Annotated in this window: 9 protein-coding genes; 4 read left to right on the top strand and 5 right to left on the bottom strand. The window is 65.8% G+C overall.

Annotated elements, in window-relative coordinates:
• The 5 genes from ACFPP6_RS14305 to ACFPP6_RS14285 all read right to left on the bottom strand — a co-directional run.
• Positions 1-1179: trypsin-like serine protease (locus ACFPP6_RS14305; RefSeq protein ID WP_382041260.1), on the bottom strand; the 1179-nt coding region annotated here is incomplete at its 3' end.
• 39 nt (positions 1180-1218) lie between these two features.
• Complete coding sequence (locus ACFPP6_RS14300; RefSeq protein WP_382041257.1) at positions 1219-2448, bottom strand: acyltransferase family protein; 1230 nt, start codon at positions 2446-2448, stop codon at positions 1219-1221.
• A gap of 82 nt (positions 2449-2530) precedes the next feature.
• Positions 2531-4195 carry an FG-GAP-like repeat-containing protein gene (locus tag ACFPP6_RS14295; protein WP_382041255.1) on the bottom strand — a complete coding sequence of 555 codons (1665 nt, stop codon included), beginning with the start codon at positions 4193-4195 and terminating at the stop codon, positions 2531-2533.
• A gap of 261 nt (positions 4196-4456) precedes the next feature.
• Positions 4457-6043 (bottom strand): S1 family peptidase, encoded by a 1587-nt coding sequence (locus ACFPP6_RS14290; RefSeq protein ID WP_382041252.1) that lies wholly within the window; start codon positions 6041-6043, stop codon positions 4457-4459.
• A 153-nt stretch (positions 6044-6196) separates the two neighbouring features.
• Positions 6197-6703 (bottom strand): hypothetical protein, encoded by a 507-nt coding sequence (locus tag ACFPP6_RS14285; protein ID WP_382041249.1) that lies wholly within the window; start codon positions 6701-6703, stop codon positions 6197-6199.
• Between the two features lie 226 nt (positions 6704-6929).
• Here ACFPP6_RS14285 and ACFPP6_RS14280 point away from each other — a divergent pair, with 226 nt between their 5' ends.
• From ACFPP6_RS14280 to ACFPP6_RS14265, 4 genes are all read left to right on the top strand, one after another.
• Positions 6930-10538 carry a restriction endonuclease fold toxin gene (locus ACFPP6_RS14280; protein WP_382041246.1) on the top strand — a complete coding sequence of 1203 codons (3609 nt, stop codon included), beginning with the start codon at positions 6930-6932 and terminating at the stop codon, positions 10536-10538.
• Positions 10538-10939 (top strand): Imm7 family immunity protein, encoded by a 402-nt coding sequence (locus ACFPP6_RS14275; protein WP_382041243.1) that lies wholly within the window; start codon positions 10538-10540, stop codon positions 10937-10939. Before ACFPP6_RS14280 ends, ACFPP6_RS14275 begins: the two co-directional genes overlap by 1 nt.
• A gap of 334 nt (positions 10940-11273) precedes the next feature.
• On the top strand, positions 11274-12473 hold the full coding sequence (locus tag ACFPP6_RS14270; RefSeq protein WP_382041779.1) for an ROK family transcriptional regulator: 1200 nt from the start codon (positions 11274-11276) through the stop codon (positions 12471-12473).
• Positions 12474-12734: 261 nt separating this feature from the next.
• Positions 12735-13841: a substrate-binding domain-containing protein gene (locus tag ACFPP6_RS14265; protein WP_382041241.1), complete on the top strand. Its 1107-nt coding sequence runs from the start codon at positions 12735-12737 to the stop codon at positions 13839-13841.
• Positions 13842-13849 lie beyond the last annotated feature (8 nt).

Here is a 13849-nt window from a genome sequence, read left to right as displayed (position 1 = left end):
GTCGGCTTTGCCGTCGTTGTTGATGTCGGCGAAACGGACCTTGCTCCCCGGAGCCCCGGTACCCGTGGCGATCACGCCACGGTTGGTCCAGTCGTCCTTACCAGGGGCAGTCTTGTTGATGTACGCCCGCACGGCACCCTTGTCATCCACGACGAGGTAATCCGTCTTGCGGTCGCCGTCGACGTCGGCGAAGCGGACCTTGCTCGCGGGTGCGCCGGTGCCGGTGGCGATGATGCCGCGGTCTTCCCATTTATCCTTGGCGTCGTCGCCCCTGTTGATCCAGGCGCGGACGGCGCCGCTGTCCTCGAGGACGATGTAGTCGGCCTTGCCGTCGCCGTCGATGTCGATGTGGGAATCGACGGGTGCTTCGGTGCTCACCGGCGGGGTGACGCGCTGACGAATCCAGTCGGCGATGTCGTCGGTGCGGGTGTCGACGGCGTTGGTCCGGGCTTCCTTGGGGTCGGTGCCGATGCATCCCCCCTGCCACGAACGGCTGTTGATGCCGACAAGTTCGAAGCGACCGCCGACGTCACGGAAGGCCGGTCCGCCGGTGTCGCCCTGGCAGATCGCGGCACCGTCGGACTTGGCGGCGAGGCCGATCGTCGTGGCCTTGATCCCTCCGATGGCGAACTTCGCGTAGTGCAGACGGTCGGGGACCCACTCGCTCTTGGTGCGGCCGTAGCCCGTGACCCACACGTCCTGGCCCTCCACGGGGGCGTTCGCGGGGAGGCTGACCGGAGCGATGCCCGTGACGGGCTTGTCCAGCTTGGCGAGCACCAGGTCGCGGTCCTCGCGGGGGACGAGTTCGACGACGTCGGCGGTGGTGCCGGCGCCACGGCTGAGGTCGGGGCGGCCGATGACGGCAGCCGCTTTGAGACTCGAGCCAAGAGGACCGGCAGGAACCTTTACGCCCTGAGCAGGGTTGTCGACGAAGCAGCTGGCGGCTGTTGCCAGCCACTGCGGCGCAACGAGGGCGGCCGAGCAACTGTGCTTGAGGCTCTGTCCGGTGCCGTCGGTGGTGTCGGCGATGGTGATGTCGAGCTTGGCCGTGAAGGCGAATGAATCATTGACGGGCTGGCCCACGACGGCATGGGCGGGAGCGGCCGTCAACGTGCCCGCAGCGGTGGCGGTTATGAGCAGTCCGGCGACCCACGCAGCGCGTGGACGTCTGGCAGACATGTCGTTATTCCTTCCTGGGAATGTGCGGCTCGGTCGGCGTCACTCCGATGAGCCCGGCCCCTTGTGCTGGGGTGCCGTACGCGCGGAGGCACGCGTGCTGTACGGGTTGGTGAGGGATTCGAGCGCCGAGAGCTTGCCCGCGATGTTGTAGCTGTCCGGGTGGCTGTACATGCGTACTTCTTCGAGGCTCGCCTTGAGTTTCTTACGCATCCACAGCCCCAGCGGGCGTTCGACATAGCGATGGACGAGCCATGAAGCGATCAGCAACACCGTGAGCAGAATCGCCAGGATGACGTAGGGGTGGAGACGGCGTTCCGTGTGCCGTATGAAGATCCAGCCTATGTCTTCGTGGAGCAGGTAGAGCGGGTAGGTGAGGGTCCCGGCAGTGGGCAGCCAACCCCAGGTGATCCAATTGGTGAGACCGGTTGCGACTGCCGCCATGACGGCGAAGATGACGGCGAGGAGGATCAGGGCGGGCCACACTGGTGCCTTGAATCCCGCGTAGTACTGATTCGCCTTGTGGGCGGCGACCAGGAAGTGCTGGCCGAGCAGGAAGCAGCCGAGCACGATGGACCACAGCAGTGCGTTCGGCTTAAACCGGTAGATGAGGTAGAGCGCGATGCCGGCGATGAAGTACCAGCAGTTCTCGGGCATGACGACGGCATCGAGCAGGTTGTTGTGGACCTTGGAGGCGAAGAGCCCGGCCACGACCCAGACGAGGCAGAAGATCACCAGGCGCCGGTAGGTGAGCCCCTTGCGAGCGACAAGGATGAAGAGGAGGTAGAACCGCACCTCCACCCACAGGGACCAGTAGACGCTGTCCACGCGGTCGACGTTCAGCGGGTCCTGGAGCATCGTCAGGTTGACGGCGAGGTTGCTGAGGGTGGGCACGTCCCGCACGCCCGGAGACAACCAGAGTGCGAAGGCGGTGGCCAGGACGGCGAACCAGTAGGCGGGGTAGAGGCGCGTCATCCGCGAGATCGCGAAGTCGCCCACGCTCTTGCCCCAGCAGCTCATGCATATGACGAAGCCGCTGATGAGGAAGAAGAGCTGGACCCCGAGCCATCCGTAGTAGCTGAAGAGATAAGTGCTCGGGAAGTGTTCCTTTACCGAGGTCGTCCAGCCGGTGCCGTCATAGGCAAGGAGATGGAAGGCGACCACCATCAGAGCCGCGATAAGACGCAGCCCGTCCAGGGCGTAAAGCCTGGACTTCGCCCGCGGGTCCTCTGCCGGCCCGCGATCGGGTTCGCCTCGTCTGGCGAAAAACATGCGTTCCTACCTAGAGCTGACTTGAATCAGCAGTGTCTTGTCGATTGGGGAGACATCTGTTCACAGCGTTCTGTGGCAGGCATCAGATGCGGACCTTGCTGCCGGGCTCTCCGACGCCGGTGGCGAAGGTGCCGCGCTCGGTCCAGCTGCCCCGGCCGTCACCGAGGTCGTTGATCCAGGCTTGAATGACGCCGTCGTCCCGGAGGACGAGGTAGTCGGCTTTGCCGTCGGCGTTGATGTCGGCGAAGCGGACCTTGCTGCCGGCTTCGCCGACACCGCCGGCGAAGCCGTCGTATTCGCTCCAGCTGCCGCGCCCGTCGGTCCCCTTGTTGATCCAGGCCCTGACGGAGCTGTCGTCCTGGACGGCGAGGTAGTCGGCCTTGCCGTCGCCGTTGACGTCGGCGAAGCGGATCCTGTCCTCGGGTTCACCCACGCCGCCGGCGAAGGTGCCGCGTTCGAGCCAACTGCCCTGGCCCGTGCCGCCGTTGTTGAGCCAGGCCTTGACGACCCCGTACTTCTCGACCACGAGGTAGTCGGCTTTGCCGTCGGCGTTGATGTCGGCGAAGCGGACTCTGCTGCCGGGTTGGCCGACGCCGGTGGCGAAGGTGCCGCGCTTGATCCAGCCGCCGTGGTCGTTCCCGCCGTTGTTGATCCATGCCTGGACGGTTCCGTCGTCCTGGAGGACGAGGTAGTCGGCTTTGCCGTCGTTGTTGATGTCGGCGAAGCGGACCTTGCTGCCGGGCTCTCCGACGCCGCTGGCGAACACGCCGCGCTCGGTCCAGCTGCCGTGGCCGGTGCCGCCGTTGTTGATCCAGGCCTTGACGGAGCCGTTGTCCTGCACGACGAGGTAGTCGGCCCTGCCGTCGCCGTCGATGTCGACCCTGTAGTCACCGGGCGGGGGAGCCGGGCGGTCCGGGGCCGGCTTGATGTCCACGCGCTGCTGGATCCAGCCGTCCTCCGCCGCCCGGGCCACGCCGGCGGCGAAGGCGTCGGCCATCTTGGCGTAGCCGCTGTCCTTGGGGTGGAGGTCGTCGGCGAGGTCGTTCGTGGTGACCGCACCCATGTCGACGTATCCGACGTGCCGACCCTTGCTCTGCCGTTCGGCGACCAGCTGCGGGAGTGCGGCATTGAACCGCTCGATGTGCTTCTGCGCCCTGGCGTCCGTGGAGGGGACCAGGGAAGAAACCAGCACGGTCATGCCGGGAGCCTGCTCGGTGATTTTGTCCATGAGCTCGCCGAGGCGGCGGGGGGCCGTGTCCGGGCGATAGTCGTCGTGCAAATCGTTCGTGCCGATGTGCAGGAGCACCACGTTCGGCGCCGCCGCCGGCAACCACTGGTCGATGTTGGCGGTGAGGCCGCTGATCCTCCAGCCCCAGTGCCCCTCGTGGTCACCGTCGGGCAACGTGCCGTGCCGCTCGGAGCCCACGAAGTCCAGCTTGCCCGCGTGCGGGGCCAGCTGGTTCCACAGGTCGGCGCGGTATCCGGCCTCGTTGGAGCTGCGGGCACCGTGGGTGATCGAGTCGCCCAGGGGCATCACGGCGAGGCGCGGGACCTTCCAGTTCTTGGCGACGGCGGTGCCCGCGGAGGCGGCGGCCGGCGGCTGACTGGGAGCCTGCGGCCCCGGCGACGGCGACGGTGCCGCCGGCGGCGGTGGCGTGGAGGGCGCGGCGAAGGCGAGCTGTGTGCCTGCCGTGAGCACGCCCGCGGTCAGTAACGCAGTCAGCGCGCGGTGGGTTTTCGTGAGCAAGAAAATGGCTTTCTGTCGTCTGCTTCCCCGGCCGGAACAGCGGATTCTGGCGCGGGGACACGGGAGGACCCGTCCACACGAATTGGAGGGGGCTCCGGGTAAGGAGTGGGCCCGTTCGGCCGGGGGCTTGCCGCGGTACGAGCCGCGGCAAGCCCCACGGGCAAGCCGGCCGAGATCGTCGGCGGCCGAACAGGGAAGGTCTTGCTGGCATGACAGCCGGCGCGCTGTTCCGGCCGGCCGGGCGGAGGTCGTCGAGCCGTCCTACTTGAGGAGCTCGGCCTCGCCGTGCGTGCCGCTCGCGTCGACGGCCGGGTACAGGCTGAGGTTGCCGTCTTCCCAGCGGACGAGAACGTCGTTGGGACGGGCGTTGTCGACGAACGCTCCGCCGGCGAGGGCCTTGGTGAAGCGCCAGGCGGAGTTCTCCGGACGGATCTTGATCTCGTCGTCGAAGGGCTTGGTGGTGCTGACGCCGCGGTAGATGCTGGCGGAACCGTTCTCCCAGCGGACCAGGAGGTCTGCGGTGCCCTTGCCGGTGAACTCCCCGGCGGTCATCTGCATGATCTTCGTCGCGGCGGGGGTCGCCTTCAGCAGCTGGACCTCGCGCTTGAGGCCATTGGTGCCGACGTCGGTGTGGAGCGCGAAGGAGCCGTCCTTCCAGCGGATGAGCAGGTCATCCCGCTGGGCGTTGGCGGTGTACCGGCCGACCGTCATCTCCATGACGTTGTCCGCCCATGAAGCGCTGGCAGGCTTGAGTTCCTCTTCCTTGCTGAAGCCGTTCTGGTCGACGTGAGCGAACGACGTCACCTGTCCGGTCTTCCAGCGCACCACCAGGCCGTCCGAACCACTGCCGCTGAAGTTGCCTGCTGCGATGGACTTGGCGTAGAACCAGCTCTTCCCCGGCATCTTGTGCTCGGCGGTGAACGGGTGCTCCGGGTCCTTGCCATCGGCGCCCTGGAAGAGGCTGGCCGTGCCGTCCTCCCAGGTCACGAAGAGGTCCATGCGCCGGTTGCCACCGGGCGAGCCACCGGTGAAGTAGCCGGAGACCAGGTTCGTGGCCTTCTTCCAGTCCTTCCCGCGCAGAGGCGCGGGAGGGGAGGTGATGCCCTGGATCCACCCGGTGAGGTCGTCGGTGCGGGCGTCGATGGCGTTGGTCCGGGTCTCCTTGGCGTCGGTCCCCTGGCATCCCCCCTGCCAGGAGCGGCTGTTGACGCCGATGAGCTCGAAACGCCCGCCGACGTCGCGGAAGGCGGGTCCGCCGGTGTCGCCCTGGCATATCGCTGCGCCGTCGGTCTTGGCGGCGAGGCCGACCGTGGTGGGCTTGACCGCCCCGGTGGTGAACTTGGCGTAGTGGAGGCGGTCGGGGACCCATTCGTCCTTGGTACGGCCGTAGCCGGTGACCCAGACGTCCTGGCCCTCGATGGTGGTGTTCGCGGCGAGGCCGACGGGGGCGATGCCGGTGACCGTCTTGTCCAGCTTGGCGAGGACGAGGTCGCGGTCTTCGCGGGGGACGAGCTCGGTGACGTTGGCGGTGGTGCCGGCGTCGTCAGCCAGGTTGGGACGGCCGATGACGGCGGGCTTCGGCTTCTCGAGCTTGCCGGCCGGGGCCTTCGTGCCCTGAGCGGGGTTCTCGACGAAGCAGCTGGCCGCGGTGATCAGCCACTGCGGCGACACGAGCGCGGCGGAGCAGCTGCGCTGGCCGTCTATGTCGATCTTGGCCGTGAAGGCGAATGAATCATTGACGGGCTGGCCCACGACGGCGTGGGCGGGGGTGGCCGTCAGCGTGCTCGCCGCTACGGCTGTTAACAGCAGACCTGGTATCCACGTGGCGCGCGGACGTCTGGCAGACATGTCGTATTCCTTGGTCGTGATGCGCGGCTCGTCCTGCGGGACAGGCCGGAAGGAAGGCTTGCTCTGGCTGAGAATTTCTAGCCGTATGACGCCTGCCGGCGGGCACATCGTTTGTTGTCGGGCATGACGCGCACGGCTTGATGTCGGCGCCCGTCAGCCGGTGACGCGTAGCTCTAGCAGAAGGGCGCGCTGGCGGGTCTTGCCTGCCTGACCGAACGGCTGGAATTCGTTCTTCGCGACGTCGATGGAAGAGTCCTTGCCGTCAGACCTGATCGTGGCCTTGACGGGGTGGTCCTTTGTCCAGATGCCGAAGGCATCGGCGATCTCGACGGCGAGGTAGCCCTGGCGGCCCTTGACGCTGAAGCAGAAGTCCTTCTGGCCGACGAGAGAATCGATCTTGATGTCGTAGGCCGCACAGTCGGTGAGCAGGATGCGGCCATCGCCCTTGCCGAGGACGATGCCCTTTTCCTGGGAGATCTTTGCACCGTCGGGGTACTGGAACGTTTCGATTGCGAATGGCATCTCATCGTCGCCGGCTGCCGTGGGTGCGGTCCGGGGAGGCGCAGGTTGTGCGACCGATATTGGTGCAAATCCGGCACATGAGGCAATTAGTGCAATGGTGCTGGCGGTGAGGATCTTTCGGGCATGGGGTATTGCCATGATTACCTTCCGGTTCGGGAGTGATGCTGATGTTACGCCCCGTGACGCCCGCGAGTAAAGTGTATGTATGATGCCGTCAACATAGCGTCAGTTGGCGTTACAACGGGGGGAGTTGTGGCGGGATGGGGGCAGGCGGTCTACCTGGTGGACACCTGCCGATTCGTGACTGCGCTCAACTGTGTGCCAGCTGCGCCGAGCCCGAATCGATGAGAGAGGGACCGCCTGGATGAGGCGAAGACTGAGCTCCGGTGTCGGAGCACCAGGAGACGGTGGGGGCGCGCGGGCCGGGGGAAAGAAGTCGTTACGGCTGCGTGAAGCCTGTGCCGCGGCGCTTCCCATTGCGCTTCTTGTTGGCCTTCTCGGCAGTACTCCGGCCGTTGCGGCTGATGACACAGACGAATCACAGTGGCGTCGGTTATGGGAACGCGGTCTGACGGTCAGTCTGTGGACGACTGGTGGCGTCGGCATCAAGAGGGCAGCTGAGGATGCGCTGCTGGGCACGGACGAGGACGTCAAGAAGTTTCTCGCGGCCAAGGACGGCATCGAGCACGATGATGACCGCATCGATGTAAGCCGCGTCTTCGGTGTGGGTGGGCCCGCAGTGCGCGAGGCTGCGAAGAAGGCACTGCAAGGCACCCCGGAAGACTTGCGGGCGTTCTTGAAGGACGGCTGGAAAGCCCCTCTGGAGGACGACCAGAAGGTGGAGGCCGCTCGGGTCATCTACTTCGGGGGCTATGGGGTCAAGGAGGCCGGTAAGGCTGCGCTGAATGGGACCCCTGCCGACATCGCCAAGTTTTTGGAAGTCGGGCAGTACGAGGCCCGCGAGACGGACGATAAGGTGCTCGTCGCGTCGATCATCGGTGAGGGCGGACCGAATGTGAAGGCTGCGGGCAAGCTCGCGATGCAGGGCACGCCTGAGGACAGGGTCGAGTTCCTTGAGGTGGGCCAGTTCACGGCCCGTAACCGGGATCAGGAGCACGCCACCATCGCGGATCTCACCAAGCAGGCTGAGCAGGCGGGGCTGCGGGCTGAGCAGGCGACTGAGGCGTCCCAGAAGGCGTCTGCACGCGCGGTGACGGCTTCCGAACAGGCAAAGGAGTCCGCACAGACGGCAGCCAGGGAAACCAAGGCGGCTAAAAATGACTCTAAAAAGGCCGCCGTCAAGGCCCAGCAGGCCGCGGACGCGGCACGGGCCGCCGCCGCCGCTGCCCAGCAGGCCATCGGCGCGGCCAGTGCTGCCAACCGCTCCGCCCGTGTTGCTGCCCTTGCCGCAGCCCAGACCGCGAGCGCGGCCAACGCCGCGGCTGAGGCTGCTACCCGGGCGTACAACGCCTCGATTGCCGCGGCCGGCGACGCCGGCAAGGCCGAGGACGCCAAGAACTACGCAAAGCAGGCACGTGAAGCGTCTGGCCTTGCGAAGAAATCGGCTGATGCTGCTCAGCAGGCCGGTAAGGCGTCCTGGGCTGCCGGGGAAGCGGCGAAGGCGTCACGGAGCGCCAGCGCCAATGCCGATGCCGCAGCCGATGCCGCCGATGAGGCGAGTGGATATGCGGACGCGGCAGGTGTTCACTCGGGTGAGGCGAAGGCGGCGGCCGCGGAGACTCGCCGGCATGCGCGGGAGGCCAACCGCGCCGCCAGTGCTGCTGAGTCACTGGCCCGCAAGTCCGCTAACGCCGCCTATGCGGCTCGGGACGCTGCCAACTCGGCGGCGGGCCATGCAAACAAGGCCGCGGATGCTGCAGAAGATGCCGCCAAGCATGCGGGTGAGGCTAAGGACGCGGCCACTGAGTCCGCCAAACAGGCCGATGCGGCGAAGGAAGCAGCGGAGGCCGCCGCTACGGCAGTCGCCACTGCTAAGAACGTCTTCGCGATCGCGCGGGAAGTCGAAGCGGAAGACCTCGCCACCCGCACCGCGGCTGCCATCGAGCGCGCCAAGTCCGACAAGGAACAGGCGCAGAAGTTCACATCTGCCGTCGCTGCCCAGGCGGTGGAGGCCAGGGGGCTTGATGTCACAGCCAAGGCCTTGGCCGCGGAAGCGGGCAAGCCGGATGTCGATGTCAAGGCGACTGTGGCCAAGGGCCGGGAGCTCGCTCTGCAGGCGCTGAAGACCCGTGGCCCCTTTATGCAAGAGGCTGCCAGCTCCGCCTTGGCCGGCAGTGATGCCGGCGTCCTGGAATACCTGAGGAGCGGTTGGGAGAAGGCGGGTGAGGACGAAACTCGTCAGCAGGTCGTTGACCTGTCCCTCCAGAGCCCCTACCAATCCGTCCGCACGGCTGCCCAGGAAGCGCTCAAGGGCAGCGATCAGCAGATCAGGGACTTCTACACCACCGGCCAGTACACGGCGGGATTTACGGACTACAGAGTCCGTGTCGCCCAGATCAACTCCGCCGGTGGGCCTGTAGTGAAGGAGGCATCGAAGACTGCTCTCGGCAGCAAGGACCCTAAGGATCTGCTCGCCTTTATCGCCAACGGCCAGTACGTGGCCCAGAACGACGACGAGCGCGTCCTGGCCGCCGGGCTCTTCAACGACAGTGGCCCTGAGGTGAAGGCCGCTGCCAAGATCGCACTGTCAGGACCGGCGGATCAGCTGCACTATTTCGTCCAGGCCGGCCAATACATGGCCGACCGCAAGGATCAGCTGGCTGCCACCCATATTGCGCAGCTCCAGGTCCTGATCGACCAGGGCTCCAGGGTCGCGGCAAAGGCCCAGGAGAACCGTTGGATCGCGGCCAAGGCTGCAGCCGTCGCCAAGGGTGCGTCCGCCGACGCGCAGAAGGCCGCCGAACAGGCTCAGAAGTCGGCCGATGATGCTAAGGGCTATGCCGCAGACGCTGACAGGTCGGCCCGTCAGGCGGAGAACTACGCTGCCAGGGCAGCGAAATCCGCCACCACCGCACGCAACGCCGCGGACGCTGCTGACCGTGACGCAGTCGCGGCGACTGAGTCCGCAACACAGGCGGAGTTCTCTGCCAACTACGCCAGGGACTCGGCCAGAGAGGCGACGGGGTATGCCAACGACGCTCGCGACTCTGCCTTGGATGCTGGGAAGGACGCCGAGCAAGCCAAAACCTTTGCTTCCGAGGCGTGGAAAGACGTCCTGAAGAAACGGCAAGCAGAGCAGGCCGAAGCGCAGCGTCTGGCCGAAGAGAAGCGCAAGCAGCTGGAGAAAGAACGGAAAGAAAGAGAGAAGAGGGTATGTCACACGACCCCGCTCCGCGCCGGTAACGAGCTGAGCGGCCTTGCCTGTATGCGTGGGCCGGGTGAATGGACCGTGGACAAGGAGCTGCCTGACCCGACGCTGACTAAAGTCGTCTGGACGGTCACCGGTCTCAACGACATCAAAGACTGCATCGAGAATCCATCGCTGGGTAAGTGTGCGACGGCCGTCGCTATGGCCCTGCCTATGGGCAAGGCATTGAAGGCTGAGAAGATTGCCGCTGAGGGGGTCGAAGGTGTCGTCAAGGCATCGCGGGCTGGGAAGAGTAATGGTGGACTTGGCGCGTTGGTCGGCGTGACCAAGCCGGACCCTGCCGCTGATGCTCTTGCCCAACGACTTGGGGGTGTGTCGCGAGTCCGCTTTGCGAACGATCCATCCGGGAGGGAGTATGACGCGATCAGTGACCTGTATGTTGCGCAGTCGAAGCCGACAGGCTTCCGCATGGGAAGCGCGTTTCGAAACCAGGCAAAGGCGACCTTTGAGGCGGCCCTTCAGTCCAACCGGAAGCCTTACTTCCACTTTGAAGGGCCTCCAGAGGCCGGCGTCATCGGCAAACTGCAGGAGTACGGGCGTCGCTATGGCGTTGAGCCTGTAATTGACGTGGAACCGCTGGGGTGATGGGAATGTACGAATTTCATGGGTGGTTCGGTATTGCCGAGTCGCCCGAAGAGGCTGATGCGGGTTCGCTCTCGGAGGGTTTGGCTGATCTGCGGGATCGCATCTCTGGGATTCGCTGGGTGACGGGTGAGGTCAAGCTGGCTGCCTATAATGGGCAGTATTTTCTCGCTGTCGATGGCCTGGTTAATCGTCGCAGGGACGAAGCTCAGGAGCTGGATGCCCTTTTGGGGTATGTCGCCGATCGATTCCGGGGTGCGTGGGGTCTCCTCTATGAGCGTTCGGACGATTTTACCGACCCGCCTGGGCCTGGGGCTTTCCGTGTTCGTGTCATGGCAAGAGGTGTAGTGCAGTATCGCCTCGATCCTTTCCTTTCCCCGTGTCGACCGGTAATCGAAGACTGATCTCCTCGCCGAGGTAAGATCCAATTGCCGGATTCAAATTCTGACGCTTCGGCCCGCCGGGATACCCGGCGGGCCGAAGCGTCTCCTCGAACGTCTCCCGCAACAGGCGCGTGCCGTTGGCTCTGGTCTACTCGAGGCCGTGGGTCTCTGGTGGGGTGTCGTCAGGCGCTCTCCATACGATGCGGCCTCGATGTGGTTCGAGGTCTTGACGGGGGATCCGCCTGGCGGCTCAGCTTAGAGTTCATATGTTGTATGGATGGCCGGGCTCCAGGGTTGTGGTCCGGTTGAGGGGACGGCCGGCGTGCCGTGTCCGGCTAGGCGGGAGTGGATGGGCGTGGAGACTCCGGGGTCGCAGTCGTCGCTGCACCGGGCCAACCTCGAGCGGGTCGTGCGCGCGGTGCGCAGGGCGGGGTCGCTCACGCAGGCGGAGATCGCCCGGGCTACCGGGCTGTCGGCCGCTACCGTCTCCAACATCGTTCGGGAGCTGAAGGACGGCGGGACCGTCGAGGTCACGCCCACCTCTTCCGGGGGGCGGCGGGCGCGGAGTGTGTCCCTGTCCGGGGATGCCGGGATCGTCGTCGGTGTTGATTTCGGGCACACCCACCTGCGGGTCGCGGTCGGGAACCTTGCCCAGCGCGTGCTTGCCGAGGATGCCGAGCCCCTTGATGTGGATGCCTCCGCCGCCCAGGGGCTCGACCGGGCTGAGCAGCTGGTCAGGCGGTTGATCGACGACGTCGGGATCGATCCTCGGAAGATCATTGGCGTGGGGCTCGGCGTGCCCGGGCCCATCGACGTCGAGACCGGCACCCTGGGGTCCACCGCCATTCTGCCGGGGTGGGCCGGGACCAATCCGCGGGATGAGCTCGCGGAGCGGCTCAGCGTGCCCGTTCACGTGGACAATGATGCGAATCTCGGGGCCCTCGGCGAGCTCGTGTGGGGTGCCGGGCGCGGGGCCGCCGATCTTGCTTACATCAAGGTCGCCAGTGGTGTCGGGGCGGGCCTCGTCATCAACGGGCAGATTTACCGCGGGCCTGGGGGCACTGCGGGTGAAATCGGGCATATTACGCTGGACGAGTCCGGGCCCGTCTGTCGCTGCGGCAACCGTGGGTGTCTTGAGACCTTTACGGCTGCCCGCTACGTGCTGCCGCTCCTCCATTCGGCCCACGGCACCGACCTCACCGTCACCCGCATGGTCCAGCTCGCCCGCGAAGGCGACCCCGGCTGCCGACGGGTGATCTCGGACGTCGGGCGGCATATTGGTAGTGGTGTCGCCAACCTCTGCAACCTCCTCAACCCCCGCCGCGTCGTGCTCGGCGGCGATCTCGCCGACTCCGGCGAGCTCGTCCTCGCGCCCATCCGCGAATCCGTCTCGCGCTACGCGATCCCCAGCGCCGCACGGCAGTTGGAGGTCGTCCCCGGTGCGCTCGGCGGTCGCGCCGAGGTGCTCGGTGCGCTCGCCCTCGTGCTGAGCGAGATGGGTGATTCCACCCTGCTGGAGGGGCATGCTCCGGTGGGTGCTCCGCTGTCCGCCTGAGGCCCCGCCCGAGGCCCGCCCGAGTTCGGTTCCAGCAGTTCCAGCAGTTCCAGCAGCTCCAACAGTTCCAGTCGTTCCAGCCGGTTCCTGGTGGCTTCATCCCGCTTTTGGGTCAAGCTCCCTCCTTGAGTTCACGTAGATAACGAATGGCACCGTTGCCATCTCGTTAAGGATTTACTTCTTGACGGCCCCTTTGCGGCCGAGTTGACTTCCAGCCACCTCGGCCGCAACGACGCGGCCTCGTCAGGGAGGTTTCTGCAAGTGAACACGCATCTGCGTCGTGCAGCCGTGGCCGTGGCGGCCATGTCGATGGCGGCCGGTCTCGCCGCCTGTGGCAGTGCCAAGGAGGCCGGCGGCGGGGATACCAAGAAGGACAAGAAGGGCCCGCTCACCATCGGGCTCCTCCTTCCGGAGAACCAGACCGCGCGCTACGAGCGCTTCGACAAGCCGCTGATCGAGAAGAAGATCAAGGAATTGGCGGGCGCCGACACCGTCGTCCTTTACGAGAACGCCAAGCAGGACGCCTCCGTCCAGCAGCAGCAGGTCGACACGATGATCACCAAGAAGGTCGACGCGCTGATCGTCGATTCCGTGGACGCGAAGTCGATAGCTTCCTCGGTGAAGAAGGCGAACGACAAGGGCATTCCCGTCGTCGCGTACGACCGCCTGGCCGAGGGCCCCATCAAGGCGTACACCTCCGTCGACAACGAGCGCGTCGGCAAGATCCAGGGCGAGTCGCTGCTCAAGGAGCTCGGCGACAAGGCTTCCGAGGGCCAGATCGTCATGATGAACGGGTCGGTCACCGACCCGAACGCCAAGATGTACAAGGACGGCGCCCACTCCGTGCTCGACGGCAAGGTCAAGGTCGGCAAGGAGTACGACACCAAGGAGTGGAAGCCGGAGAACGCCAACGAGAACATGAAGGGCGCGATCTCCTCGCTGGGCAAGGAGAACATCGTCGGCGTCTACTCCGCCAACGACGGCATGGCCGGCGGCATCATCACCGCCCTCAAGAGCGCGGGCTTCGACAAGCTCCCGCCCGTCACCGGCCAGGACGCCGAGCTCTCCGCCGTCCAGCGGATCCTCTCCGACGAGCAGTTCATGAGCGTTTACAAGCCGTACAAGCCCGAGGCCGACGCTGCTGCCGAGATGGCTGTCGCGCTCGCCAAGGGGAAGTCGCTCGACGGCATCGCCAAGTCCACCGTCGACAGCGGCACCCAGAAGAAGATTCCTTCCATCATCGTCACCCCCTTCGCGCTGACCAAGGCTGACATCGGGAAGTACGTCGGTCAGGAAGGCTTCTTCAACCGCGACGAGATCTGCACTGAGAAGTACAAGGCTCAGTGCGACTCCGCCGGGATCAAGTAGGGATTCCG

Origin of the sequence: Streptomyces aureoversilis (assembly GCF_042657885.1) — a bacterium.
GTDB classification, from domain to species: Bacteria; Actinomycetota; Actinomycetes; order Streptomycetales; family Streptomycetaceae; genus Streptomyces; species Streptomyces aureoversilis.
Note: the sequence above shows the minus strand (reverse complement) of the source record. Positions and strands in the feature narration are given on the sequence as shown.